Below are 24603 nucleotides of genomic sequence, written 5' to 3'. Positions count from 1 at the left end.
GCGCGGGCAGGGCTCTCCGCCGATCCGAAGGCGACCAACGGTAGGCTACTGACTGTCCGTCGAGTCTGCGCTGCCCTCCGGCAGCGGCCGCGGCACCAACAACGGAGAACCTCCCTGTGGCCCACGTCCTTCAGAACGTCGTCTTCCCGCTCGATCGCGACCCCGACCTGCTCCCGCTGTACGCCGACCCGGAGACATGGTCCGTGATCGAGGACGAGCCCGTCCGCGTCTCCAGCCGTGCGCACCTGGGGAACATCCTCGGTCGTCACCGCGCGCGCATCGTCGCCGGACGTCGCGTCTCCCTCGGCACGTACTTCAACGCCTTCCCCGCCTCCTACTGGCAGCACTGGACGAGCGTGCGCGACGTGCGGCTCACCGTGCGCACCACGGGCCCAGCGACCCTCCTCGTCTATCGCTCCAACGGCTCCGGCATCCGCCAGCGCGTCGCTACCCGCGAGGTCACCGGCGAGGCGACGACGTCCTTCGATCTCGACCTCACCCAGTACAGCGACGGCGGGTGGATCTGGTTCGACATTGTCGCCGATGAGAAGCCCGCCGTTCTCGAGGGCGCAGAGTGGACCACCGAGCACGAGCCCGCCCGCACCGGCAAGGCATCGCTCGGGATCACGACGTACAACAAGCCGGACTACTGCGTCGAGACGCTGCGGGCTCTCGCGGCGTCTCCGGACGCCCTCGAGTTCGTCGACCGCATCTTCCTCGTCGACCAGGGCACCCAGCTCGTCACGGATCAGGACGGCTTCGCCGCCGTGAGCGAACGACTCGGCGCCACGCTGCAGGTCATCCGCCAGAGCAACCTCGGCGGGTCGGGCGGCTTCGCCCGCGCGATGCACGAATCGCTGCGCCGGCCCGAGACCGATTTCGTTCAGCTCTTGGACGACGACGTCCGCATCGAGCCGGAGTCTCTCCGTCGCTCGATCGTGTTCGGGCAGTACGCGACCACACCCGTCCTCGTCGGCGGACACATGTTCGATCTCCTCGATCGGCCGAAGCTGCACGGCTGGGCCGAAGTCGTCGACGAGGCGCCCTTCATGTGGCGCAACCTCTATCAGGAGAAGATGCCGCACGATTTCGGCGCGTCGAACCTGCGCCAGTCCCCGCTGCTGCACATGCGGATGGACGCCGACTATAACGGCTGGTGGATGTGCCTCATCCCGCTGGAGGCCGTGCGCACGGTCGGGCTGTCGCTTCCCGCGTTCATCAAGTGGGACGACGCCGAGTTCTGCCTGCGCGCGGGGGAAGCGGGCTTCCCGACGGTCTCGATGCCCGGCGTCGCCCTCTGGCACGTGTCCTGGGTGAACAAAGACGACACGATCGATTGGCAGGCCTACTTCCACGCCCGCAACCGCATCGTCGCCGCGCTGCTGCACTCTCGCGCGCCGCGGGGCGGACGTCTGCTCGTGCACAGCCGCCGTGTCGACCTCAAGCACCTCATGATGATGCAGTACTACCCGGTGGCCCTGCGCGCGAAGGCGCTCAGGGACGTGCTCTCGGGTCCACAGCACATGCGCCGGAATCTGGGGACGGCGATGCCCGCCGCCCGAGCCCTCGCCGACCAGTACCCCGAGACGGTGGTCCACCGCGATCCCGCCAGGATTCTGCATTCGCGTCGGGGACGTCAGGTGTACAAACTCCTTCCGAAGAACGAGCTCGACAGCCCGACCGGTCTGCGGCTGCGCTGGTTCACCCTCAAGACACTCCTGTCGCACTGGGTGCACCGCCCGCACCCCGCGAACGTCGCCCGACCCGAGGTCGAGTTCGGGAAGGACGATGCTCACTGGTGGCGCGTCCCCCACTTCGACAGCGCTCTCGTCAGCGCCGCCGACGGCTCCGGCAAGAACATCTACACCCGAGACAGGGCCACGTATCGCCGGATGCTGCGCGAGTCCGTGCGGCTGCACGCCGCGCTGCGGCGGCGCTGGCCCGAACTCCAGCAGCAGTACCGCGAGGCGCTGCCCGACCTCGTGTCACCGGCGTCCTGGCAGCAGATCTTCGAGGAGAAGGAATGACCGTCGAGTCCCCCGCGTTCGACCCCACCACCACCGCGATCGTCATCGTGACGTTCAATCGTTCGCACCTGCTCTCCGGTCTGCTGACGAGCATCACCGCGATGGATCCGAAACCCGGCCACATCGTCGTGATCGACAACGCCTCCTCGGACGACACCACCGACGTCGTCGAGTCCTTCCGCGACGACATCGGCACCGAGCTCGTCTATCGCCGACTCGACGTCAACACCGGCGGCTCGGGCGGCTTCAGCGAGGGCATGCGCACCGCGTACGACCTCGGCGCCGAATGGGTCTGGATGATGGACGACGACGTCGAGGTGCTCCCCGACGGCCTCGCGCGCATGGGCGCGTGGGCCCCCCGGTTCAAGAGCATCCAGGGACGACGCTACGACTACGACGGGAGCGAGTTCTACTGGCAGTACCGTATTGCCGAGCGCATGGGCATCCCGATCCCGTTCGCCCCCGCAGGGTTCGACTCCTCGGGCTACAAGGAGATGAACAGCGGGTGCTTCGAGGGGATGTTCATCCACCGCTCGATCGTGCAGCAGATCGGTCTGCCCGACCCGCGGTTCTTCATCTACTGGGACGATCAGATGTACGGCTGGCTCGCGTCACGGCTGACGACCGCGGTCATCGTCGACGAGTTCGTCCTGCGCCGCACGCGCGAGATCAAGCAGTGGGACATGGGCATCCGGCACATGAACGCGTCGAGCAACGCCTATCGCTACTACATCATGCGCAACCGGGCCTTCATCAAGCAGTATTACCGCGTGCACGGCGTCTACAACCCGTTCCTGTTCGGGCTGGGCACGACGATGACCTTCGCGAAGGAGCTCATCCGGCTGTTCTTCGTGGAGCGGACCGTGCGAGGAACGAGCAACCTCTTCCGCGGGCTCCGCGACGGCGGGCGGCTGGGCCGAGACCGCGCCTGGCAGCCGATGGCACCCCTGGAGGCGTGAGGCGATGAGCACGGATCTGGACGGCCACGACGACCGTCGCGCGACGGCGTCGAGCAATCGCGGCCGAATCGCTCTCATCGTGGGGCTGACGGTCGTTCTGGTGGTCATCGTCGTCGTCTTCCTCGCGCTCTTGCTTCCCCGCACGACGGCGCCGGCCCCTGAGCCTTCCCCCACGGCCACGCCCTCCGCGACCGCGACGCCCTCATCGTCTCCGAGCGCGACGCCGACCGCCCCCTCTCCGTCGCCGGTGACGTCGCCGCCGCCCCCGAGCGACCCCGATCTCGCACTCTTCCGTGATCGCATGACGCCGCTCCTCGACGACGCGGCGACCGGACTCGGATTCGTCGAGGCCGGGGGCACGGCGCAGGACGTCGCCTCGATCGTCGAACAGCTGCAGATCGATGCGCAGCGCATGTCCGAGGCGAATCCTCCGGCATCGCTCAAGGACTCGTGGCGTGAGGCGGTGGGTGCGTACGGCAGCCGGCTGGACGAGCTGCGCGCGGCGGACACGGGCTCCGAATCCGCAGCCGCCCTCGAGGCCGCTCGTGCCCGCCTCGACGATCTCCGGGAGCTCCTCGGCGCCTAGGGCCCGGCCGCGCGCCGCGGGTGCCGCCGGTCAGCGGAGGTAGAGGTGTGCGGCCAGCTCTGCCTTCCGCAGGCCGAACTCCTGTGCCCGCGCGGGGAAATCGGGATCGCCCGTCGGCGTCGGGAGGGCCTCGCTCTCGGGCGTACCCCCGTCGCCGAGGTCGGAGCTCGCCCATCCTGTGCCGAGTTCCTGGAGCGACGCATGCTTGATGTCGTAGTACCCGGGTCGAGCGTTGACGACGGTGCCTCTCGCCCCCGCCGCGGCAGCGAGCAGATGGAAGTGGAAGCGGGTGGTCAGCCACTCCTGCCCCTCCCGGGCGGGGAATCCCTCATCCCAGATCCGCAGGAACGGGAAGAACGGCGACCCGTCGGCGACGAAGGGCGCGGCACGACGGTGGTCCTCGGGAGGGATCCCCTCCGCGAAACCGACGGCGAGCGGGTCCGTCCGCGCGGCCATGAACCGCGTCACGAGCCGGTCCAGCCGTTCATCCGTGTCGGGGTCGGCCATGTCGCCCTGCACGAGGACCATGGTGTCGGGAAGGCCCTCGGGCGGCGCGTAGATCGGCCGGTCGTTCGCGAACGCGAGGAAGGCGTCATCCAGGCCCTGCACCACGCCGAAGGCCTGGGCACTCGCCTCGTCCCGGGCCTCGACGTAATCGAAGTGCTGCAGGCGCGCGCGCAGCCACTCTCTGGTCTCCCCCTCATGCGGGAGCAGCCCCTGCCCCGTCGCGAAGAGGCGGATGCCCCACTCCGCCTTGAGCGTGACGAGGGCCTCGATGATCCCGAAGTTCTCCGGCCAGATGGAGTTCATGTACCCACCGCCGAGGAGATGGATGGACGCCATCCCGCGCAGGTCCCGCAGACCGAGGTCGTATCGGGGCGATCCCAACTCGCGGATCAATCCGCGCATCCGGGAAGCAGCGGCCTCGTGGTCGTCCGCCGGCCCCGTATGCGTCGCGTGCCACAGGGTGTTCGTCGTCTTCAGACGGGGGTGGGTGTCCCGGAAGAGGTGAGCGGCCCTCCCCGGCTCGATCGTGTCGAGCCACACCTCGCGGTACGGCTGATGCTCGGCGAGCCAGTCGAGCCAGGACCGGGTGATGAACTCATCCCCGAAGTTGGGTTGTCCGCCCGCGGAGACGAGGTAGAGGGGCGCCTGCGGAGCGCGGAAGACCTGCTCGCCCATACGGCGGATGGTGCGCGCGGCGCGCACGGGTAACGACGGCACGGAAGCATCTCCTCAGGTCGGGAGGTGAGGGCGAGTCGGTCGGGTGAGCCCGTCTCTGCTCCGTCGAGCCTACCGTCCGGATGGGCGGAGCGCGGCACTCACGCGCGACCCATATCCGCGTTGTAGCGATCGAGCACCGTATCGATCGGCCCGTCGAGGACCAGCCCTCCTCGGTCCAGGTACAGCCCCCGGGTGCAGAAACGGCGGAGATCGCGCTCGTTGTGCGAGACGAAGAACAGGGTCCGTCCGTCAGCCAGAAGCTCGTCGATACGGCGGTAGCACTTGTCGCGGAACGCCTTGTCGCCCACCGCGAGCACCTCGTCGACGAGCAGGATCGGCTCTTCGAGCTGGGAGACGACGGCGAAAGCGAGGCGCACTTTCATCCCGTTGGAGAGGTGCTTGTACGGGGTGTCCTCGAAACCCGCGAGCTCCGCGAACGCGATGATGTCGTCATAGCGCCGGGACACCTCGGCGCGGGACATGCCGTGCAGCCCCGCGGTGAGGCGCACGTTCTCCCGCACGGTGAGGTCCCCGACGAAACCGCCGGTGATCTCGATGAGCGGAGCGACGCCACCGTTGACGGTGACCGTGCCCTCGTCCGGGAGGAGGACTTTCGCGACGAGGCGCAGCAGCGTGGACTTGCCCTGCCCGTTGCGCCCGACCACGCCGATCGCCTCTCCCGGCTCCACGACGAAGGAGACGTTCCGCAACGGCCAGAACTCGTCCGGACGGGACCGTCGCGATGCTCCCGCGAACAGGTCCTTGAAGCTCCGACGGCCCCGTCGATTGCGGCGGAACCGCACACCGAGCCCGTCCGCCGCGATCGCCACCTTCGGTGTCCGCTCCTCAGCCATCAGAGCTCCTTCAGAACTGTGCGCTCGAGCCGACGGAAGACGAAGATGCCGAGCGCGAGGATAGCGAGAGTCATCGCGATGCCGATGAGGACCGGACCCGTGCTCCACTGATCGGGGAAGAAACCGTTGCGGTAGAGCGTGAAGATGCCCGCGAGGGGGTTGAACGCGCCGATGACGTCGAAGGGCGCAGGAAGATCCGAGATGCCGTAGATGATCGGCGTGGCGTAGAAGAGGGCCCGCAGAACGAGCGCGGTCGTGCGCTCGAGGTCGGTGTAGAGCACGCACAGCGGTGCGATCAGGAGCCCCAGGCCGACCAGGAGCGTCGCCTGGAGAACCACGGCGAGCGGGAACCACAGCAGCCCCCAGCCCACCGGCGCGCCCGTGGCGATCGCGAACAGGGCCAAGACGGGCAGCGAGAAGAGGAACTCGATGCCCTTGCTGAGGACGATCCTGTTGACCCAGATCGACCGCGGGATCGCGGTCGATCTGACGAGGCGTGAGTCCTTCCGGAACGCGCGGGTGAAGTCGGACATCGAGGTGTTGAACCACACCCACGGCAGGAGCGCCGTGAGGAGGAACACGATGTAGGGCTCCTCCCCCACGGTGCGATGGAAGACGACGGTGAAGACGAACCAGTAGATGGCGCTCATGACCAGCGGGTCGAGCACAGACCACAGGTAGCCGAGCATGCTGGTGGCATACCGGACCCGGAGGTCGCGCGCGGACAGCAGCCACAGCGAGTGGAGGTAGCGCCGAGGCGTGCCGGGCGCCCCCACCGTCGAAACGCTCATCGTGTTCCTGTGTCCGTCATGTCGCGTCGCGGGCTCGCGGCGTCAATCGCCGCTCTGCGCGGCGTCGAAGAGCTCACGCCACTTCGCGGGAGAGGTGATCTGCGGGGCGCCGTCGGCGTATTCCTCGGCGAGCTGCTTCCATCCGCGGGCCAGCCGCAGATGCAGTCGGATGCTCCGCCACAGGAAACGACGCATCGTCGCGCGGTCACGCTGATACCACGCGACGCCGATGCCGTCCGGCGACGTGACCAGCGCCGAGTCGATGTCGGCGAACCGCCACCACGTGATGTCCTGCGCCGAGATGATGCGCTCGGGGTTGCGCCGGCTGCCCGGAGCCTGACGGACCAACAGCTGCCGCGCGGCGACCCGCGCCGCCAGCATCAGCGCCGCGATGGGGTTCGTCGGCTTGCTGACGCCGCCGAGCAGAGCGACGGAGGACCGGCGAACCGGCGGCAAGGTCGCGAAGTCCTCGACCACCTTCGAGTCGATGTACTGCGCGCGCAGCGCACGGATCTCGCCCTGCTTCCGCGGCAGCAGGTCCGGGAGCTGCCCCGGACCGCGGAAGACGTCGCGGAGCGCCTCGTGCCGCAGGCGCACCGCGGAGTACTGCAGCATGAACAGCAGCTTGATGTCGCCGAGGAACGAGACCAGCGGAAGCGAGCCCCCGTTGCGGACGTGGGAGTGCAGCAACCCCGTCACCACCCGGTTGCGGTGGATGAAATACTCCTCCCAGGTGCGGGTGGGGTCCTTGTCGTGCCAGGCCATGTGCCACACGGCCACGCCCGGCAGGCACACCGTCGGATAGCCGTGGTCGCGGGCCCGGAGCGAGAACTCGATGTCGTCGAACTTCAGGAAGACGGGGAGGGAGAGTCCGATCTCGCGGAGGATCCTCGTGGGGATGAGACACATCCACCAGCCGTTGAAGTCGGCATCGAGGTGGCGATGCAGCTCCGGCGTGGAACGCAGGGGCTCTTCGGCGAAGTCGTGATCGTACTCGCTCTCCCCCGACGGCCGCATCCAGGACTTCCGCTGATCCCAGACCTCGCCCTGCGTGTAGAGCACGGAGCGGTCATCGAGGTGCAGCATCCCGCCCCCGACGATGGTCGGGACGGTGGCGAAGTCGGCGAAGCGCACCGCCCGTACGATGGCTTCCGGTTCGGAGATCGCATCGTCGTCGAGGAGCAGCACGTAGTCGCTGCCGTCGTCGAGGGACTCGAGCATCGCTCGCGAGAACCCTCCGGACCCGCCGAGGTTGGGCTGTCGGATGACCGCCAGCTTGTCACCTAGCCTGGCAGCCGCCTCCGCGAATCCCGGCTGGTCGCTGACGAGGTCCGTACCCTGGTCGACCACCACGACACGGTCCAACACCTCGTGGACGTGCGGATTCTGGCCGACGGCCACGATCTGGTTGAGGCAGTAGGACGGGCGGTTGAACGTGGTGATCCCCACCGTGGCGGTTCCCGGCTTCCAGTCCTCCGGGGCGGCGACCTGCCACTCGGCGGAGACCAGCGTGGCGTCGGAGCTTCCCGCCGCGATGTCGAACCAGTAGAAGCCCCCGTCGATGAACGACGTCACGGGGAGATCGAACGTGACGGTCTCATCCGTGAAGGTCTTGGAAGCGAGCGCCGACGCGCGTCCTCGGGCACTGGACTTGTACACGGAGATGAGTCCGCGCCCTTCGACCGTCGCCACCAGCCGCACCGCACGGACCGGCGTGGAGTGCTGCCAGTCACTCGCGGGGAAGGCGTTGAAGAACGTGCTCAGCGACACACGACGATGCGCATAGACCTTGATGCTGCGACGACTGACGATCTCGTACGCCTCACCGGGCTGAGAGCCGTCCCCTGACCCCGTATCGACGTACAGCGCCGACACCTCGGCGACGCCCTCCCCCGGGAAGACCGTGTGGTTGACGGCGACGTAGTTCTTCGCTTCCTCGGCCATGGTGTCCTCCCTCACGCGAGGTGGTTGTTCCACATCGACAGGGCGGAGCCGATGGCCATGTGCATGTCGAGGTACTGGTAGGTGCCGAGGCGGCCACCGAAGTGCACGTCCTGCTCCCCCTTGGTGAGCTCCCGGTAGGCGAGAAGACCCTCGCGGTCGCTCTGCGTGTTCACGGGATAGTACGGCTCATCGTCACGCGTCGCGAAGCGGGAGAACTCCCGCATGATGACCGTCTTGTCCGTCGGGTAGCGATCGGCGCGCTCCGGGTGGAAGTGACGGAACTCGTGGATGCGCGTGTAGGGCACGTCCTCGTCCGCGTAGTTCATCACCGAGGTGCCCTGGAAGTCGCCGGTCGGGAGCACCTCCTCCTCGAAGTCGAGGGTCCGCCACGACAGCGCGCCCTCGGAGTAGTCGAAGTAGCGGTCGACCGGGCCGGTGTAGACGATCGGCAGCTGACCCACGACGGCCTTCTTGTTCAACGGCTGCGCCTCGTCGAAGAAGTCGACGTTGAGCTTCACCTCGATGTTGGGGTGGTCGGCCATCCGCTCGATCCACGCCGTGTAGCCGTCGGTCGGGAGCCCTTCCCAGGTGTCGTTGAAGTACCGGTTGTCGTACGTGTAGCGGACCGGGAGACGGCTGATGATCTCCGCGGGGAGCTGCTTCGGGTCGGTCTGCCACTGCTTGGCCGTGTAGTCCCGGATGAATGCCTCGTACAGCGGGCGTCCGATGAGGCCGATCCCCCGCTCCTCCAGGTTCTGCGCCTGCTTCGGGTCGAACTCTCCCGCGAGCTCGTGCACCAGCGCGCGCGCCTCGTCCGGCGAGTAGGCGGCGTTGAAGAACTGGTTGATCGTCCCCAGGTTGATGGGGAGCGGGAAGACCACGCCCTTGTGGTTCGTGTACACGCGGTGCACGTAATCGGTGAATGTCGTGAAGCGGTTGACGTACTCCCAGACGGTCGGGTTCGAGGTGTGGAAGAGATGAGCGCCGTAGCGGTGGACCTCGATGCCGGTCTCCGGCTCGTCCTCGCTGTAGGCGTTGCCCCCGATGTGGTGGCGACGGTCGATGACCGTGACCTTGCGTCCTGCCTGTGCGGCCCGTTCAGCGATGGTGAGTCCGAAGAAACCCGAACCGACGACGAGGAGATCCATAGAGACAACTTTCCTGATGCTGAGCGACGTGTGATGCGCGTGCATCGCGACAGGCACGCGCTTCCACATTTTAGCCGTCAGTGGGTGAGATCACGCTGAGGGCTCGGCTGCCATCGCCGGATTCGGCCAGGATCTGCTCCAGCACAGGGGTGAGGGTTCGGGCGTAGGTCCCGGAAAGATGGTTGTCGTCGATGTAGACGGCGACATTGCCTATGACCGCTTCGCACACATCGGACGGACACAGCCACGGAGTGAAGTCGACGAGCGTGATGTCGTTCCCGAGCGCTTCCGCCGGATTCTCCGCCGCCAGGACCTCCTCCCGGGGAACCGCGCAGTCCACGGACGCGTCGATGGCGCACTGGTACATGTCGATCGAGAATCGAGGGTTGTCCCGCACGCCGATGACGGGGATCCCTGCCATGCGCATCTCCGCGACGACGTCCTCCACCCCGCGCAGCAGTCGTTCCGGCGCGCTCGCGTCGGCCCTTGTCACCACGATGTACACGGCGTCGGGCGAGATCTCCTTCGCATAGTCGAAAGCCGCGCGCACCCAGGTCTCGCAGGAGTCGAGGCTGAGACTGCGGGATTCCTCGAAGAGGCCCGCCGTGCAGCCGCCGTGGAGAAGGGTGATCACGGCCACGTCGTCGTCGTCCTCGAAGAGGGCGTTCAGCGGAATCGACAGCTGCTGCGCATGCGAGTCGCCGATCACGAGCACGCGGTGCTCCGCCGTCTCCGCGCCGACGTTCTGGTTGCAGGATGTTCGGATCATCTCCGACTTCGGGGCGAGGGCGCCCTCACAGGCCGGTCCGACCAGCGACCACTCGTCCTCCAGAGCCGTCGGCAGCGGAATCAGCGGCTGCTCGCCGCCGGCGATGTCGATCGCCGCGCCGACCTGCGCGGCGCCGGGATAGTGCGAGTCCGCGACCTCGGCGGCGATCTCCGCTGCCCGGAGCTCCTGGGTCCCACGCCATGTCCCCGTCACGCCGGCGACGACGACGACGGACGCGGCGATCACCGCCAGACCTCGGAGGGAACCGGCGCGTCCTGTCCTCGACGATTCGCGGAGCGGCCTCTCGATCCCTCGCGAGAGCAGACGCGCCGCCACGAGAGAGCACAGGATGATCAGGGTTCCGGCCCCGAGCCCCACGCGGTCGACATCCCACAGGACCATTCCGGTCACGAGGATCGGCCAGTGCACGAGGTAGAGCGCGTAGGCGTCCCCGCTGAGGAAGGTCATCGGCTTCGAGGCCAGGAACGACGCCGGCCCGCCCCGCGTGTCGCCGACGCCCGAGACGATCACCGCGGCGGCGCACAGCACGGGCCACAGGGCCAGGAAGCCGGGGAACCGGCCGCTGACGTCGAGCAGGATCCCGCACAGCACGATCCCCGCGACGCCCGTCCACCCGAGCACGGCGCGGGCGACGACGCCCAGACGGATGGCAGGGAGAAGCAGCGCGAGCAGCGATCCCGCGGCGAACTCCCACAGCCGGGTCCGCGTGTCGAAGTACGCGAAGGCCTGATCCGCCCGCGTCTCGACGATGGAGAACCACAGCGACCAGACGAAGATCACGAGGAAGACGCCGACCAGCGTCGGCCGCACGAGGTCCCGGCGCCGCCGGAGGAGAAGGGCGACCAGGAAGATGAGCAGGGGCCAGAGGAGGAAGACCTGGCCCTGGATCGACAGGGACCAGAAGTGCTGCAACGGGCTCGTCTCTGAGCTGTCGCGTGCGTAGTAGTCCACCGCCGAGAAGGCCAGCTGCCAGTTCTGCACGTAGAAGAGGCTGGCCCAGGTCTCGTTCCAGATGCGCGTCCATTGGGTGGGTGGGAAGAACGCCGCGGCCGCCGCGAGCACGGCGAGCAGCGTCGCTGCGGCGGCCGGCACGAGCCGCCGAAATCGCCGGATCCAGAATCGGGGCAACGCCAGCGGGGTCCCGGCCTCCGCCCGGCGGGCGAGCGAGCCGGTCAGCAGGAACGCCGAGATCATCAGGAAGACGTCGACGCCGCCCGAGACACGACCGAACCAGACGTGGTAGATGACGACGAGCACGATCGCGAGCGTGCGCAGACCGTCGATGTCGGCGCGGTAGCCGGCACCGCGGAGATCAGGGACTGTCCTCGTTGGGGGCACGCGGAAACCTCGGTCAGACGGCGGAGGCCTCCACGGGTTCGGGTGGGTGGAGGCTCCGATCCAGCCTAGCCCAGGCGTCCGCCGGCGTCACACGCTCACGTCGGGTGCGCTCACCCCCGGAGGTAGTCCTCGAGCTGCGCCCCGGCGTCGATCGGGACGAAGCCGGTCGCCTCGATCTTCGCGAGGTCGAGCACGCTGTTGGACGGCCGCGGCGCGACCGGGCCCTCGGCGCTCGCGAAGTACTCCGCCGTGCTCACTCCGGTGACGTGCGAACGATCGGCGCCCACGAGTGCGAAGATGTCGCCCGCGATCTCCGCCCACGTGCGGGGCTCGCCCGCGCCGCTGACGTTGTAGATCCCGTACGGTGCGCGGGTCGAGAGGAGGTGGACGATGGCCCGCGCGATCTCGGTCGCGAAGGTGAGGCGGCCCCGTTGGTCGTCGACGACCTTCGGCGCGATGCCGCGTTCTGCCAACGACGCCATCGTGCGGACGAAGTTCTTCCCGTCGCCGATGACCCACGAGGTACGCACGACGTAGTGCCGGGGGACGGTGGTGACCGCGAGATCACCCGCCGCCTTGGACTGCCCGTACACACCCAGCGGGCACACCGCGTCGTCTTCGCGGTACGCGCGGTCTGCCGAGCCGTCGAACACATAGTCGCTCGACACGTGGACCAGGGTGAGACCGTACTCCCCGGCGATGCGGGCCAATGTCGCGGGACCGGAGGCGTTCGCGGCCCAGGCATCCCTCCGTCCGTCCGCCGTCTCGGCGAGGTCGACGGCGGTGTAGGCGCCGGCGTTGATGATCGTGTCGTAGTCCCGCCAGCGTCGCGATGTCGCGATTCCGGGGTCACCGAGGTCGAACTCGGCCCTGGTCGTCCACTCGATGTGCGGAAGGTCGCCGAGCTCGGTCCGCAGCGCCCGTCCCACCTGGCCGCCCGCGCCGACGACGAGCGTCTTGCGGGCGCCGATGGGCGTGACATCAGCCAGGCGGGGGTGTGTCCGATCCTTCTCCGAGATCTCGACCTCGGAGAGCGGGATCGGCCAATCGATCGCCACGCTCTCGTCGGCGAGGTTGAGGAACGAATAGGACGCGTCGGCCGACCAATGGTCGTTGACCAGGTAGGTGTACGCCGTGTCCGGCTCCAGCGTCTGGTAGGAGTTGCCCACGCCGCGCGGGACGAAGATGGCCTTCGAGGGATCGATCTCGGCCGTGAACACGGCACCGAACGTCGGTCCCTCCCGCAGGTCGACCCATGCCCCGAAGATGCGTCCGGTGGCCACGGAGACCCACTTGTCCCAGGGCTCGGCGTGGATGCCGCGGGTGGTCCCGACCGCGTCGTTGAACGAGACGTTGTTCTGAACCGGGCCGAAGTCCGGCAGTCCGATCGCGGTCATCTTCTCGCGCTGCCAGTTCTCTTTGAACCAGCCGCGTGAGTCCCCGTGCACGGGGAGATCGAACAGGACCAGACCGGGGATTCCGGTCTCGATCTGCGCGAGCTTCTTGCCGAACTCGATGTCGCCCACCGTCGCCTACTGCCCCTTCGTCGCGTAGAAGGCTTCGGTGGCGTCCTTGGACGGCGCCCACCACGCCTCGTTGTCGCGGTACCACTGGATCGTCGCCGCGAGGCCGGACTCGAAGTCCGCGTACTCCGGCGTCCAGCCCAGCTCCGTGCGGAGCTTGGTGGAGTCGATGGCATAGCGCAGATCGTGTCCTGCGCGGTCGGTGACGTGATCGTATGCGTCGCGCGGCTGACCCATCTCCTCGAGGATGAGCTCGACGACCTGCTTGTTGTTGCGCTCGCCGTCGGCACCGATGAGATAGGTCTCCCCGATCCGTCCCTGCTCGAGGATCGTGAGCACGGCCGACGAGTGGTCGTTCGCGTGGATCCAGTCGCGGACGTTCTCCCCTGCGCCGTACAGCTTGGGACGGATGCCGCGGATGACGTTGGTGATCTGCCGCGGGATGAACTTCTCGACGTGCTGGTACGGGCCGTAGTTGTTCGAGCAGTTGGAGATCGTCGCCTGCACCCCGAAGGACCGCACCCAGGCGCGCACCAGCAGGTCGCTGCCCGCCTTGGTGGACGAGTACGGAGACGAGGGGTTGTACGGGGTCTGCTCCGTGAACCGCTGCGGGTCGTCGAGCTCCAGGTCGCCGTACACCTCGTCGGTCGAGATGTGGTGGAAGCGACGTTCGTGACGACGCGCGGCCTCCAGCAGCGTGTAGGTGCCGACGATGTTCGTGTCCAGGAACGGGCGCGGGCTGTGCAGGGAGTTGTCGTTGTGCGACTCCGCCGCGTAGTGCACGACCGCATCCGCTTCGGCGGTGAGCCGGTCGACGAGTTCGGCGTCCGTGATGTCCCCGTGGACGAACTCCACCCGGTTCTCCGGCAGCCCGGCGAGCGACTCGCGATTGCCGGCGTAGGTCAGCGCGTCCAGGACGGTCACCGTGTGGTCCGTGTTCTCGACGACATAGTGCACGAAGTTGGATCCGATGAACCCGGCACCTCCCGTCACGAGCAGGCGAGTCATGCGTGTCCTCTCTTGAGAAGGTCCAGAAGATAGACGCCGTAGCCGCTCTTGACGAGCTTTTCGGCGCGCCCCCGGAGCTCGTCGTCGCTCAGGAAGCCCTGTCGCCAGGCGACCTCCTCCGGAACGCCGATCTTCAGCGAGGTCCGTCGTTCCATGGTGCGGACGTACTCGGCCGCATCGGTCATCTGGTCGAAGGTGCCGGTGTCGAGCCAGGCGGTCCCCCGGGGGAGCACCTCGACCTGCAGTTTCCCGCGTTCCAGGTACGCACGGTTCACATCGGTGATCTCGTACTCGCCACGCGCCGACGGCACGAGGTTGCGGGCGATCTCGACCACGTCGTTGTCGTAGAAATACAGACCGGGCACCGCATAGTTGCTCTTCGGCTGGGCGGGCTTCTCCTCGAGGGACACCGCCGTGCCGTCCGCATCGAACTCCACGACGCCGTACGCCTCGGGCTCCGCGACCCAGTAGGCGAAGATCGCGCCGCCGTCGATGTCGCGGAACCGCTGCAGCCGGCTGCCCAGCCCCGGTCCGTACAGGAGGTTGTCGCCGAGCACCAGGGCCACGCTGTCGTCGCCGATGAAGTCGGCGCCGATCGTGAACGCCTGGGCCAGGCCGTCCGGAGACGGCTGCTGCGCGAAGGTGAGGTTGATCCCGAACTGGGACCCGTCACCGAGGAGCCGCTCGAAGTGAGCGGCATCGTGCGGCGTCGTGATCACCAGGATGTCGCGGATGCCGGCGAGCATCAGCGTCGACAGCGGGTAGTAGACCATCGGCTTGTCGTAGACGGGGATGAGCTGCTTGGAGACGCCCAGAGTGATCGGGTGCAGACGAGTGCCCGATCCTCCCGCGAGAATGATGCCTTTCACCCCAACATCGTGCCACACCTCGACGAAGAGCCGCGGAACACGGCATGTTGACTTGCGTCACGCCAACCACAGTGGCACCATCAGCCCCTTTCCGTCACAATGGGCTTGTGAACGGCTCCCCCACCCCACGCCCGCGCACGCTGCTCTCCGGCGTCGCAGCGATCGTCTTCGCGATCTCCGTCCTGATCGCGACCCCGGCAGGTGCCGCGACCCCTCAGAACGCCGACGCACCCGCGGCGACATCCCTCACGGCGACCGCTGCAGCGGGGCCGGTGAAGTCTCTCGTGACCGATGGCTTTCGCGCCGGCAACATCATCTCGAACGACGTCTTCTATGACACGACGACGATGAGCGCCGCATCGATCGACTCCTTCTTCCGTTCCAAGGTGTCGTCGTGCCAGTCCGGCTACGTCTGCCTCAAGGACTATCGGCAGAACACGCCCAACCGCGCGGCGGATGCCTACTGCAACGGCTACCAGGGCGCCGCCAACGAGTCAGCGGCCACGATCATCGCCAAGGTCGCCCAATCCTGCGGGATCAACCCGCAGGTCTTCATCGTCATGCTGCAGAAGGAGCAGGGCCTCGTCACCCACACGTGGCCGAGCTCCTGGCGCTACACGATGGCACTCGGACAAGGCTGTCCGGACACGGCCCCGTGCGATCCCGCCTTCGCCGGGTTCTTCTATCAGATCTACGGCGCGGGCCGACAGATGAAGATCTACACCGAGGGCCGCTACTTCACGTACTACGCCCCGGGCAGGACATGGAACATCCTCTACAACCCCAACGCCGCATGCGGCCGGGGCCCGGTCTACGTCGAGAACGAGGCGACCTCGGCCCTCTACTACTACACGCCCTACCAGCCCAACGCGGCCGCGCTGCGCGCCGGCTACGGCGAAGGCGACGGATGCTCCGCCTACGGCAACCGCAACTTCCACAACTACTTCACCGACTGGTTCGGATCGACGCAGATCTCGAAGAGGCCGACCGTCGGCACGATCATGGTGCCCGGCGGAGACAAGATCTACATGCTGATGGGCGGCGTGAAGTACCACGTGCGCTCCGCTGAGGATCTCGCCCCGTTCTCCGCGCGATACGGCGGGGTCACCGTCGTCTCGCCGGCATACCTGAACGGACTGCCGGAGGGACGGCCGATCACCCGGTACGTCCACGACCCCCGCACCGGCACGCTGTACCTGCTCGAGGCCGACGGCACCAAGCACCGGTTCGTCGACCCCGGCCAGGTCGCCCGCTTCGGATACGACTTCTCCTCCTATGTGAACCTCACCGGTGCGGTCGCTGATGCGTTCAGCACCGGCGCCGAGGTCGGGAACTACATCCGTTCCGGCTCGGCTCCTGAGGTCTACCTGATGGAGGGCGGGACCAAGCGCTACATCGCCACCGTCGACGCGTGGAACTCCGTGACCGGCGGCGCGCCGGCGTACGTCGCCTCCATGACGCCCGCCGTCGCGAATGCGGTGCCGAACGGCCGCATTATCGCCCCCGCCGGCACGCTGGTCAGGACCGCGGCGGAGAACCGCGTCTATCTCACGCTCCCGCAGGACCGCCTGGCCTACGTCCCCTCCTTCGGGCTCGCCTCCGAGTTCGGGGCATCGACATTCACGACCGTCCCCAACGGCGCGCTCGATGCGCATCAGCGGGTGCCCGGCGGCCTCAGCCCGGTCATCCAGTGCGGTCAGACACGCTATCTCGCGGCGGCGGGCACCCTTCATCGCATCACCGGGAGCGATCTCGGTGGGATGGTCCCGTTCGTCGTCACGGAGGCGGAATGCAGCGCCTTCCGGATCGCGAGCGACACGGTCAGCGCCCCGTTCTTCGTGCAGCCGCGAGGCACCGGGGAGGTCTACGTGATCGCGAGCGGCGCGCTCCGCTACGTGCGGACGCCCGCCGATCTGACCGCGCTGAACGGGTCGCGTCCGTTGGCGCTCCTGAGCTGGGCGCCGGAGACGACGTCGTGGTTCGGCGTCGGGGCGGAGTACGTGCCCGAGGGCGCCTTCGTGAACTTCCAGGGACGTCCCGAGGTCTACCGGTACACGCAGGGCGCCCTGCATCACGTGCGCAGCGCCGCGACGCTCACCGCCCTCGGCGGCGGCAAGACGCCACCGCTCCGCACGCTCCCCGGCGGCCGCTTCTCGAGCTTCACCGTCGGAGCACCTCTGCTGACGGAGAACGAGGACTTCGTGCAGTTCCAAGGCCGCCCAGAGGTCTATCGCTACGCGAACGCCTCCCTCCACCACGTTCAGAGCATGGCGACCCTGGTCCGGCTGGGCGGTGGCGCGGTTCCGCCGATCCTCAGTCTCGACGCCGCTTTCGCGAGCTCCTACGTCATCGGCTCCCCTCTGCCCTGACCCCCTTCCTTCCGGCGTGCACGCGCGCATCGGATAGGATCGAGGCACTATGAGCTCTGAGTCGGACCGCGTCCTCATCATCGTTCCGGCCTGGAACGAAGGACGCATCGTCGGCTCGACCGTCCAGGCGATCCGTGAGACCGACGAGCACTACGACGTCATCGTCGTCGACGACGGTTCGGAGGACGACACCGCCGCTGCCGCCCACGCGGCCGGGGCGACGGTGCTCTCCCTCCCGTTCAACGTGGGGGTCGGCGGCGCGATGCGAACCGGCTTCACGTACGCGCAGCGCGAGGGGTATTCGCGGGTGATCCAGGTGGACGCCGACGGTCAGCACAACCCCGCGGACATCTCGCGGGTCCTCGCGGGTCTGGAGGTCGCAGACATCTCCATCGGCGCCCGCTTCGCGGACGTGGGCGATTACTCGGTGCGGGGGCCGCGCCGCTGGGCGATGACCTTCCTCGCCGGCGCTGTCTCGCGGGTGGCCAAGGTCCGTCTCACCGACGTCACCAGCGGCTTCCGCGCCGCGAACTCCCGGGCCATCGCACAGTACGTGCGGTACTACCCGGCCGAGTACCTGGGCGACACCATCGACTCGCTCGTCGCTGCCTGTCACGCCGGCCTCCGGGTGACGCAGGTGCCCGTCGCGATGCGTCCTCGCGCGCACGGCACCCCGAGCCAGGGTCCGATCGGCGCTTCGGTCTACCTCCTTCGCTCCCTCTTCGCCTTGGGGCTGTCGATGTTGCGTCGTTCGAAACCCCTTCCCGACACGGAGGCCGTTGCCCGATGATCGTCGTCCTGGGCATCGTCCTCTCGCTCATCGCTCTGGGACTGGTCGGCTGGATGCTCCTCACTCGCCGCATCCAGGAGAAGTACGCGGTTCTGTGGATCCTCATCGCCCTCTGCGTGTTGATCCTCGGCCTCTTCCCGCAACTGCTCCTCTGGGCCACGGCCTTGATCGGCGTCCAGCTCCCTGCGAATCTGCTCTTCGCCTTGGCCATCCTGCTCCTCCTCGGCGTGACGCTGCACCTGTCCTGGGAGCTGTCCCGCGCGGAGGACGAGATCCGCAGGTTGGCCGAGGAGTCTGCCATCGCCCGAGCCCGGCTGGACCAGCTGCACGATCGAATGGACGCTCTCGACGAGCGCACGGCGGGTGAGGAATGACGGACATCAACGGCACGACCGACACACCCCCGAGGCCCGTCGCCGTCGTCACGGCCTTCCGGGCGCCTGATGATCTGGTCGAGCGGATCGCGTCCCTCAACGCGCAGGTCGACAAGGTCATCGTCGTCGACGATGGTTCGCACAGCCTGGGCCGCCTCGGTCTCCGCGACCCAGACGTGGTCACGATCGAGTTGGAGGAGAACGTCGGCATCGCGGCCGCTCTCAACGTGGGACTGGACAAGGCCCGAGAGCTGGGCGCCACTCATGTCCTGACGATGGACCAGGACTCCTCCCTCCCCGGGGAGTACGTCCGCGAGGCCCTGCAGCATCTCCACCGGCTCCAGGCGCGCGGATTCCGCGTCGCCGCCGTCTCCCCGGCCCGCTTCGGAGAGTTCCTGGTGTCCACCACACCGGGGACGCCGCACCCACGCGACCCGATCCAGTCCGGGCAGGTCGTGCCCATGGCGGTGTTCGACGAGGTCGGCGGTTTCGACGAGCGCCTCTTCATCGACGGCGTCGACACCGAGTTCACGCTGCGGGCCCGCGGCGCCGGCTACGAATTCTGGGTGCTGCCCGGCGCCGATATGGATCACAGCCTTGGCGAGAAGATCCCGGTGATGGTCTTCGGCAGGCATCTGACGCTCTTCGGCAAGAAGCGGAACCACTACTACCACGCGCCGTTTCGCACGTACTACGCCGTGCGCAACGGCCTCGTCCTGTGGCGGCTCCATCGCCGTGGCAACCTCGGCTGGCTCACCCGACGCACCCTCGCGTTGTTCTGGGTGACGGCTCTCGGCATCGTGCTCTCCTCCGACCGCGACGCGCAGTTCATCGCGACCGTCCACGGCCTCGGCGACGGCATGCGCATGCGACTCGGGCGCATCCCGGAGAAGACGCTCCGCGCCCTCGCTCGGCGACGTCGATGAGTGCACCCGAGACGCCATCGCGCTTTCGTCGTGCCCTGGTGCCGATCCAGCGGATGGGCGGATTCTCCGCTTCGATCCTCCTGAGCTCGGTGATCGGCATCTTCACGATTCCGATCCTTGTCCTCGCGCTCGACGACGAGGGCTGGGCCTCGATCGGTGTCCTGCAGACCACCGGACAGTTGGCCGCCGTGTTCGTCGCATTCGGCTGGGGGGCCACCGGCCCCAGCATCGTGGCCAGCCTCTCCCCCGACCAGCGCGTGGGCTTCTACCGCTCGTCATTCCGGATCCGCGGCATCCTCTACCTGGCAACCGTTCCCGTCGTCACCGTGCTCCTCGCTCTCCTTTTGCGCGGGGATCTGCTCCTCGCCGTGCTGGGAGCCTTGGCCTACGTCCTCCCCGCGCTCGGCGCGGGCTGGTACTTCACGGGCATCGCGCGTCCCGGCGCCTTCTTCGTGCTCGAGGCGCTGCCGAGCGCCCTCGGCACGGTGGCCGGTGTGTGGATGGCCGCGGTGACACGTCAAGCCTGGGTCGTGCCTTTCGGCCAGCTGGCCGGCACCGGGCTCGCCGTGGCCCTGTCGTACTTCTTCATCGTCCGACGAGGCCGGACGCCGCACGCCGAGGCGCCCCCTCTTCGCTTCTGGCAGACCCTGGCCGAACAGCGACACGCAGTGACGACCGCCGTCACGAGCGCCGTCTACGTGGCGATGCCGGTTCTCCTGCTCACGACCTTCTTCCCTCAGGGCCTGCCGGTGTACCTCATCGCCGACCGCTTCTTCCGTTACGCGGTGCTGGCCTTCCTCCCCATCCAGCAGTTCTTCCAGGGCTGGGTGCCCGCCGATCCCGCGCAAGTCGACCGCCGCGCGCGGATCGCTTTCCTCGCGGGCTCGGTGATCGGAGCAGTGGGCGGAATCTGCGTCGCGCTCCTCACGCCCGTCGTCTCCCCGTTCTTCCACATCGACGTGCCACTGGAGGTGTCTGTACCGCTCGGCTTCGCCTTCTTCGGCGTCGCTCTCTCGGCTGTCGTGGGATATGCCTGTCTCGTCGTCCTGGGACGCACCGACTTCCTCGCCACGTCGACGGTCATCGGCGCCGTGGTCGGCATCCCCGCCGTCGCCGTTGCCGCGCTGCTGCACTCGCTCCCCGGCGTGGCCAGCGCCGTGGCGGCGACCGAGCTCATCGTGGCCGGAGTGCAGATCGTCGTCCTGCTTCGCACGCTGCGTCAGCGCCGCCTGCGCTCCGACGAGACAACCCGGTGACCGTCTAGGCCTTGACGCGTCGCCGGAAGGCTTCGAGGATCGCGCGGCCGGTCATGATCCGGGCCCGGAGGATGGCCCCGAGGCTCCGGCCGGTCTTCGATGAATTGGCGTCGTGAATGCGCCGCGAGATGGTGTCCTGTTCGAGATGGCGGACCGAGTGGTCGGCATTCGCCACGTAGCCGAGCCACTGATCGTGGGTCTCGGTCAAGTACGACGGGAACGGCAGGATGCGCTCGCGCAGATCGGACCGGAAGGCCATGCAGCAGCCGTAGTAAGGGCGTGTCCCGAACCAGATCCAGAAGATGTTGCGGCGCCACCGGGTGCTGTCGACCGCCCTGAGCCGTCGAGCCTGCACCGCGGTGAGCGCGCCGCCGAAAGAGCCGAAGTTCGACACCACCAGTTCGACGTCGTCGAGGGCCTCGATCATGCGGTCGACCCGGCCGGGCAGCCAGACGTCGTCCTGATCGGAGAGGAAGATGACGTCCCCCTCGGCCAGCGCGATCGCACGCTCGAACGTGCGCATGTACCCGTTGTTCCGCTCGGAGCGGATCAATCGGATGCGGGCGTCGCCGATACCCTGCACCAGCTCCACGGTCTCGTCCTGCGAACAGTCGTCGATGACGATGAGCTCGTCCCCCTCGGCGAGCTGAGCGAGGATCGACGAGATCTGCTCGACGATGAACGCAGCACCGTTGTACGCGGCCATGCAGACGCTCACCATCGGACGGTCACTGCGGTGGAGCATGGGTCCTGTCCAACGGGGTCATTGAGGAAGTACACACTAGACTAGTGGTTCGCGTGCCTACGCGTCGAAGCGCACCCGCGCCCCCAAGGAGGAGACCCCAATGACCGCTGCCATCGACGTCATGCTCCCGTACTACGGCGATGTCGCGCTCATGAAGCTCGCGGTGCGAAGTGTGCTCGACCAGTCTTTCACGGACGTGCGTCTGGTGGTCATCGACGACGGATACCCCGACCCCGAGCCCGCTCGCTGGTTCGGCGAGATGCGCGATCCGCGGGTCACCTACCTTCGCAACGAGACGAACCTCGGCGCGAACGGCAACTATCGCAAGGCCGTCGAGCTCGTCGAGGCCGACTGGTTCGTGATGATGGGTGCCGACGACGTGATGCGCCCGGACTACCTCGCCACCGTCGCGGATGCCGCGCAGCGCTACGACGTCGACCTCATCCAGCCCGGAGTCGAGGTCATCGACGAGAACGGGTCGCGTGTCCTTCCTCTGGTGGACCGGGTGAAGAAGCTGATCACTCCTCGCGTCGAGGGTCACGGCGCCGCGATCGGCGGCGAAGACCTGGCGGCCAGCCTGATGCGCGGCGACTGGGCCTACTTCCCCTCCATCGTGTGGCGCACCGAGGTCGTCCAGCGCATCGGGTTCCGCACGGGTCTCGATGTCGTCCAGGATCTCGCGCTGATCCTAGACATCGTCAAGCAGGGCGGCAAGATGGCGCTGCTGACGGATGTCGTCTTCGACTACCGCCGGCACTCTCAGTCCGATTCGTCCGTGCGCGCCCTCGATGGTCGGCGCTTCGACGAGGAGCGTTCGTTCTTCCTGTCCGAAGCGGAGAGCTTCGACCGGCTCGGCTGGCCGCGGGCTGCCCGATTCGCCCGCCGTCACCTCACCTCTCGCCTCAACGCCGCGTCGCTCCTCCTCAAGGCTGCTCGCACACCGGGAGGCTCGGTCAAGGCGCTGATGAGGCACATCTGGCGCTGAGCGCAGGACCCCGTCCGAGACGGGCACCCGCCGTACGCCCCCGGGCCTCGTCAGCGGCTCAGGGCGGTCCTCAGTCGCACAGCACGATCTCGTAGAGAACCGCGTCTCCGACCGCGTCCACCTCTTCGACGGCGTCTGAGGACTCCAGCCGGTCCAGGCCCCGGTACACGTGCACGCCGTCGTTGATCTCCTGCTCGCCGAAATCGAGGACGTACTCCGCCCCCAGCCGGTCGAGCGCTTCGCACAGCGCGTCGCTCGGGCGCGCGGAATCCAGTCGGTCCAACACCACCGACATGTCCTCGGTGACGTCCATGAGCGTGTGGGGCATGACGACCTGACGATCGGCGAGTGCATACGCGAGCGCTGTCCCGGTCCAGGGGCTCCCGAGGATCACGGCGTCCTCCGGTACGTGGGCGTCGAGACGCTCCAGGAGCGCGAGCTCGTCCGTCGTCACCAGGCGGGAGCCGTCGGTGACCGCGAACGCGCCCTGCGCGCTCGCCACCGCCTGCCGCATGGTCGCCGCCTGCGGGACGACCACGAGAACGAGCACCGCCACGGTCGCCCCGACTCCGCGAGCGAGACGGGGAGACATCCGCGCGAGCCGGGGGCTCATCAGCGTCCATAGACGGTGGCCGCCGATCGCCGCCAGCGGCACCCAGGTCATCGGGAGCAGCGCGGCCAGGCGCGGTGCGTTGTTGTACCAGACGCCGGTCAGCATGTCCCGCGGGAGCGCGTACGGGAGCGCGGAGACGACGATGTAGAGCGCGGCGGCGGCGAAGAGGAAGGACAGCGCGATCATGTCGCTCGCCGAGCGACGGCGCACCGCGACGACCGCGCCGACGGCGACGAGCGCCGCGACCACGAGGTTGACCGGCGCCGCCCAGACCGAGACGGTCAAGACCTCGCCCACGGCCTGCCCCACGGTCTCCGTCGTGCCCCACGTCCTCGCGTCCGCCGACGGTCGCAGGACGTACCACGCGACGGCGAGCAAGGCTCCGAGCACCAGGATCGCCACGGTCGCGATGATCTTGGACCGTGATGACGCCTCCGAACGCATCAGCTGCACCCAGCGGACGGCGAGGACGAGCGCGACGAAGAGCAGCAGCGCGACGAGGCCGCTCGGGTGCGCGATGGCGATCGCCGGAATGGTGCCCGCCGCGCCGAGGAGAAGGACCCACCGCTGGGTCCATATCGTCATCGCGGAGGCATCGATGATGAAGGCGACGGGCACGGCGATCATGCTCAGCGCCATCATGTACGGGAAGAGCACCCCGTACTCCACGAGCAGCAGAGGATAGGCCGGCAGCGCGACGCTGACGGCAGCCCCCGTCACGAGCACAGGGGTCGACGCGCCGAACAGCGACCGCGTCAGGAGGAGCATCGACACCGGCCAGACGAAAGCGCCGAAGAAGATCATGACGGCGTTCGACGCCACCGGGATGCTCGCACCGGTCAGCTGCACCGCAAGGGCCGCGACCGCGTGCCACCCCGTGGGATAGAACGGAAGGTTCCCGCTGGGGGCGGTCGTCATTGCTCCGACCGTCAACGGCGAGGCAGAAGCGGTGTCCAGCGCGTACCGGATGGCGTTCAGATGGAAGATGTTGTCGAACGTCTGCGAGAAGTTGTCCGGTGCGCCGATCACGATGAGGAACTGGATGATGGCGATCAGCACCGCTCCGATGAGCGCGAGGACACCGGCGCGAGAGAGGGCGCGCGGCACCGGACGCGCCGCACGGGAACGAAGCAGGGTCAACCGCAGCACGATGATGACACCGAGGATCCCCAGCGCGACGATCGCGACGGGAAGCGCTCCCCACGGCAGCCCGAGCATCGGGGCCGCGATCGAGGCGAGCACGATCACGGTGGTCCCCGCCGGTGCGGCGAGGGCGACGGCGGCGAGGCCGCGGAACCCGAGCGCGAACGAGGCGAGAAGCCCCGGGATGAGGACCACGCCGACGACGGCGAGCACGCTGAGCCCGAGATCGATCCAAGCCATGTACGCCGCGCCCTCCTCTTCGACGCTCGGATATCGACCGCCGGCGTCGATCCTAGCGAGAATCAGCTGAGCACAGCCCGACACTCCGCGCCGATGCTGCC

General features: G+C 67.9%; 20 protein-coding genes. 9 read left to right on the top strand and 11 right to left on the bottom strand.

The features are described from left to right. Nucleotides 1-116 precede the first annotated feature (116 nt). Genes AUV07_RS03060 through AUV07_RS03050 form a run of 3 tightly spaced genes read left to right on the top strand, consistent with a single transcriptional unit; the run spans nt 117 to nt 3572 of the window. Entirely contained in the window at nt 117-2027 is a 1911-nt protein-coding gene (locus AUV07_RS03060) for a glycosyltransferase (protein ID WP_062633764.1), read from the top strand. Continuing rightward, entirely contained in the window at nt 2024-2986 is a 963-nt protein-coding gene (locus tag AUV07_RS03055; protein WP_062633763.1) for a glycosyltransferase family 2 protein, read from the top strand. The genes AUV07_RS03060 and AUV07_RS03055 overlap by 4 nt, the downstream gene beginning before the upstream one ends. A gap of 4 nt (nt 2987-2990) precedes the next feature. After that, the gene (locus AUV07_RS03050; RefSeq protein WP_062633761.1) at nt 2991-3572 is read left to right on the top strand and encodes a hypothetical protein; all 582 of its coding nucleotides are present in this window, start codon (nt 2991-2993) and stop codon (nt 3570-3572) included. Between the two features lie 30 nt (nt 3573-3602). On the opposite strand, the gene AUV07_RS03045 is transcribed toward AUV07_RS03050, so the two are convergent. The 9 genes from AUV07_RS03045 to rfbA form a co-directional block, all read right to left on the bottom strand. Then, nucleotides 3603-4796 carry a polysaccharide pyruvyl transferase family protein gene (locus AUV07_RS03045; protein ID WP_157523885.1) on the bottom strand — a complete coding sequence of 398 codons (1194 nt, stop codon included), beginning with the start codon at nt 4794-4796 and terminating at the stop codon, nt 3603-3605. A gap of 98 nt (nt 4797-4894) precedes the next feature. Beyond that, nucleotides 4895-5650 carry an ABC transporter ATP-binding protein gene (locus AUV07_RS03040; protein ID WP_062633757.1) on the bottom strand — a complete coding sequence of 252 codons (756 nt, stop codon included), beginning with the start codon at nt 5648-5650 and terminating at the stop codon, nt 4895-4897. Further along, nucleotides 5650-6441, bottom strand: a complete 792-nt coding sequence (locus AUV07_RS03035) for an ABC transporter permease (RefSeq protein WP_062633755.1) — start codon at nt 6439-6441, stop codon at nt 5650-5652. Before AUV07_RS03035 ends, AUV07_RS03040 begins: the two co-directional genes overlap by 1 nt. Nucleotides 6442-6483: 42 nt before the next feature. Continuing rightward, nucleotides 6484-8385 carry a glycosyltransferase gene (locus AUV07_RS03030; RefSeq protein WP_062633753.1) on the bottom strand — a complete coding sequence of 634 codons (1902 nt, stop codon included), beginning with the start codon at nt 8383-8385 and terminating at the stop codon, nt 6484-6486. Between the two features lie 11 nt (nt 8386-8396). Continuing rightward, nucleotides 8397-9533: a UDP-galactopyranose mutase gene (gene glf / locus AUV07_RS03025; RefSeq protein WP_062633751.1), complete on the bottom strand. Its 1137-nt coding sequence runs from the start codon at nt 9531-9533 to the stop codon at nt 8397-8399. A gap of 70 nt (nt 9534-9603) precedes the next feature. Then, the gene (locus AUV07_RS03020) at nt 9604-11661 is read right to left on the bottom strand and encodes an acyltransferase family protein (protein WP_062633749.1); all 2058 of its coding nucleotides are present in this window, start codon (nt 11659-11661) and stop codon (nt 9604-9606) included. Between the two features lie 110 nt (nt 11662-11771). Further along, nucleotides 11772-13187, bottom strand: coding sequence for a sugar nucleotide-binding protein (locus AUV07_RS03015; protein WP_062633747.1), 1416 nt, complete (start codon nt 13185-13187; stop codon nt 11772-11774). Between the two features lie 6 nt (nt 13188-13193). Further along, nucleotides 13194-14192, bottom strand: coding sequence for a dTDP-glucose 4,6-dehydratase (gene rfbB, locus AUV07_RS03010; RefSeq protein ID WP_062633745.1), 999 nt, complete (start codon nt 14190-14192; stop codon nt 13194-13196). After that, a complete protein-coding gene (rfbA, locus tag AUV07_RS03005) occupies nt 14189-15061 on the bottom strand; it encodes a glucose-1-phosphate thymidylyltransferase RfbA (protein WP_062633743.1) in 873 nt (290 codons plus the stop codon). Before rfbA ends, rfbB begins: the two co-directional genes overlap by 4 nt. 107 nt (nt 15062-15168) lie before the next feature. Between rfbA and AUV07_RS17730 the strand changes: the two genes are divergently transcribed. The 5 genes from AUV07_RS17730 to AUV07_RS02980 are packed head-to-tail and all read left to right on the top strand — an operon-like array spanning nt 15169 to nt 20776. Next, nucleotides 15169-17430: a hypothetical protein gene (locus tag AUV07_RS17730; RefSeq protein ID WP_062633741.1), complete on the top strand. Its 2262-nt coding sequence runs from the start codon at nt 15169-15171 to the stop codon at nt 17428-17430. Nucleotides 17431-17479: 49 nt separating this feature from the next. Next, nucleotides 17480-18220: a glycosyltransferase family 2 protein gene (locus tag AUV07_RS02995; protein ID WP_062633740.1), complete on the top strand. Its 741-nt coding sequence runs from the start codon at nt 17480-17482 to the stop codon at nt 18218-18220. Further along, nucleotides 18217-18594 carry a DUF2304 domain-containing protein gene (locus AUV07_RS02990; protein WP_062633739.1) on the top strand — a complete coding sequence of 126 codons (378 nt, stop codon included), beginning with the start codon at nt 18217-18219 and terminating at the stop codon, nt 18592-18594. The genes AUV07_RS02995 and AUV07_RS02990 overlap by 4 nt, the downstream gene beginning before the upstream one ends. Then, entirely contained in the window at nt 18591-19520 is a 930-nt protein-coding gene (locus AUV07_RS02985) for a glycosyltransferase family 2 protein (protein WP_062633738.1), read from the top strand. The genes AUV07_RS02990 and AUV07_RS02985 overlap by 4 nt, the downstream gene beginning before the upstream one ends. Next, nucleotides 19517-20776: a hypothetical protein gene (locus AUV07_RS02980; protein ID WP_157523883.1), complete on the top strand. Its 1260-nt coding sequence runs from the start codon at nt 19517-19519 to the stop codon at nt 20774-20776. The genes AUV07_RS02985 and AUV07_RS02980 overlap by 4 nt, the downstream gene beginning before the upstream one ends. Nucleotides 20777-20780: 4 nt before the next feature. Here the strand turns inward: AUV07_RS02980 and AUV07_RS02975 are convergent, their stop codons facing one another. Next, entirely contained in the window at nt 20781-21521 is a 741-nt protein-coding gene (locus AUV07_RS02975; RefSeq protein ID WP_062633736.1) for a glycosyltransferase, read from the bottom strand. Between the two features lie 100 nt (nt 21522-21621). Between AUV07_RS02975 and AUV07_RS02970 the strand changes: the two genes are divergently transcribed. Next, entirely contained in the window at nt 21622-22506 is an 885-nt protein-coding gene (locus AUV07_RS02970; RefSeq protein ID WP_062633734.1) for a glycosyltransferase family 2 protein, read from the top strand. 70 nt (nt 22507-22576) lie between these two features. On the opposite strand, the gene AUV07_RS02965 is transcribed toward AUV07_RS02970, so the two are convergent. Next, nucleotides 22577-24502, bottom strand: coding sequence for a DUF6541 family protein (locus AUV07_RS02965; RefSeq protein WP_062633732.1), 1926 nt, complete (start codon nt 24500-24502; stop codon nt 22577-22579). Between the last annotated feature and the right edge of the window lie 101 nt (nt 24503-24603).

It is taken from the genome of Microbacterium sp. CH1 (assembly GCF_001595495.1).
Taxonomy (GTDB): domain Bacteria; phylum Actinomycetota; class Actinomycetes; order Actinomycetales; family Microbacteriaceae; genus Microbacterium.
Note: the sequence above shows the minus strand (reverse complement) of the source record. Positions and strands in the feature narration are given on the sequence as shown.

What these genes read in the sequence shown, in the direction of transcription:
- AUV07_RS03055 (WP_062633763.1), top strand. Translation starts at nt 2,024, where the DNA reads ATGACCGTCGAGTCCCCCGCGTTCGACCCCACCACCACCGCGATCGTC.
- AUV07_RS03050 (WP_062633761.1), top strand. Translation starts at nt 2,991, where the DNA reads ATGAGCACGGATCTGGACGGCCACGACGACCGTCGCGCGACGGCGTCG.
- AUV07_RS03040 (WP_062633757.1), bottom strand. Translation starts at nt 5,650, where the DNA reads ATGGCTGAGGAGCGGACACCGAAGGTGGCGATCGCGGCGGACGGGCTC.
- AUV07_RS03035 (WP_062633755.1), bottom strand. Translation starts at nt 6,441, where the DNA reads ATGAGCGTTTCGACGGTGGGGGCGCCCGGCACGCCTCGGCGCTACCTC.
- AUV07_RS03030 (WP_062633753.1), bottom strand. Translation starts at nt 8,385, where the DNA reads ATGGCCGAGGAAGCGAAGAACTACGTCGCCGTCAACCACACGGTCTTC.
- glf (WP_062633751.1), bottom strand. Translation starts at nt 9,533, where the DNA reads ATGGATCTCCTCGTCGTCGGTTCGGGTTTCTTCGGACTCACCATCGCT.
- rfbB (WP_062633745.1), bottom strand. Translation starts at nt 14,192, where the DNA reads ATGACTCGCCTGCTCGTGACGGGAGGTGCCGGGTTCATCGGATCCAAC.
- AUV07_RS02995 (WP_062633740.1), top strand. Translation starts at nt 17,480, where the DNA reads ATGAGCTCTGAGTCGGACCGCGTCCTCATCATCGTTCCGGCCTGGAAC.
- AUV07_RS02990 (WP_062633739.1), top strand. Translation starts at nt 18,217, where the DNA reads ATGATCGTCGTCCTGGGCATCGTCCTCTCGCTCATCGCTCTGGGACTG.
- AUV07_RS02985 (WP_062633738.1), top strand. Translation starts at nt 18,591, where the DNA reads ATGACGGACATCAACGGCACGACCGACACACCCCCGAGGCCCGTCGCC.
- AUV07_RS02980 (WP_157523883.1), top strand. Translation starts at nt 19,517, where the DNA reads ATGAGTGCACCCGAGACGCCATCGCGCTTTCGTCGTGCCCTGGTGCCG.
- AUV07_RS02975 (WP_062633736.1), bottom strand. Translation starts at nt 21,521, where the DNA reads ATGCTCCACCGCAGTGACCGTCCGATGGTGAGCGTCTGCATGGCCGCG.
- AUV07_RS02970 (WP_062633734.1), top strand. Translation starts at nt 21,622, where the DNA reads ATGACCGCTGCCATCGACGTCATGCTCCCGTACTACGGCGATGTCGCG.
- AUV07_RS02965 (WP_062633732.1), bottom strand. Translation starts at nt 24,502, where the DNA reads ATGGCTTGGATCGATCTCGGGCTCAGCGTGCTCGCCGTCGTCGGCGTG.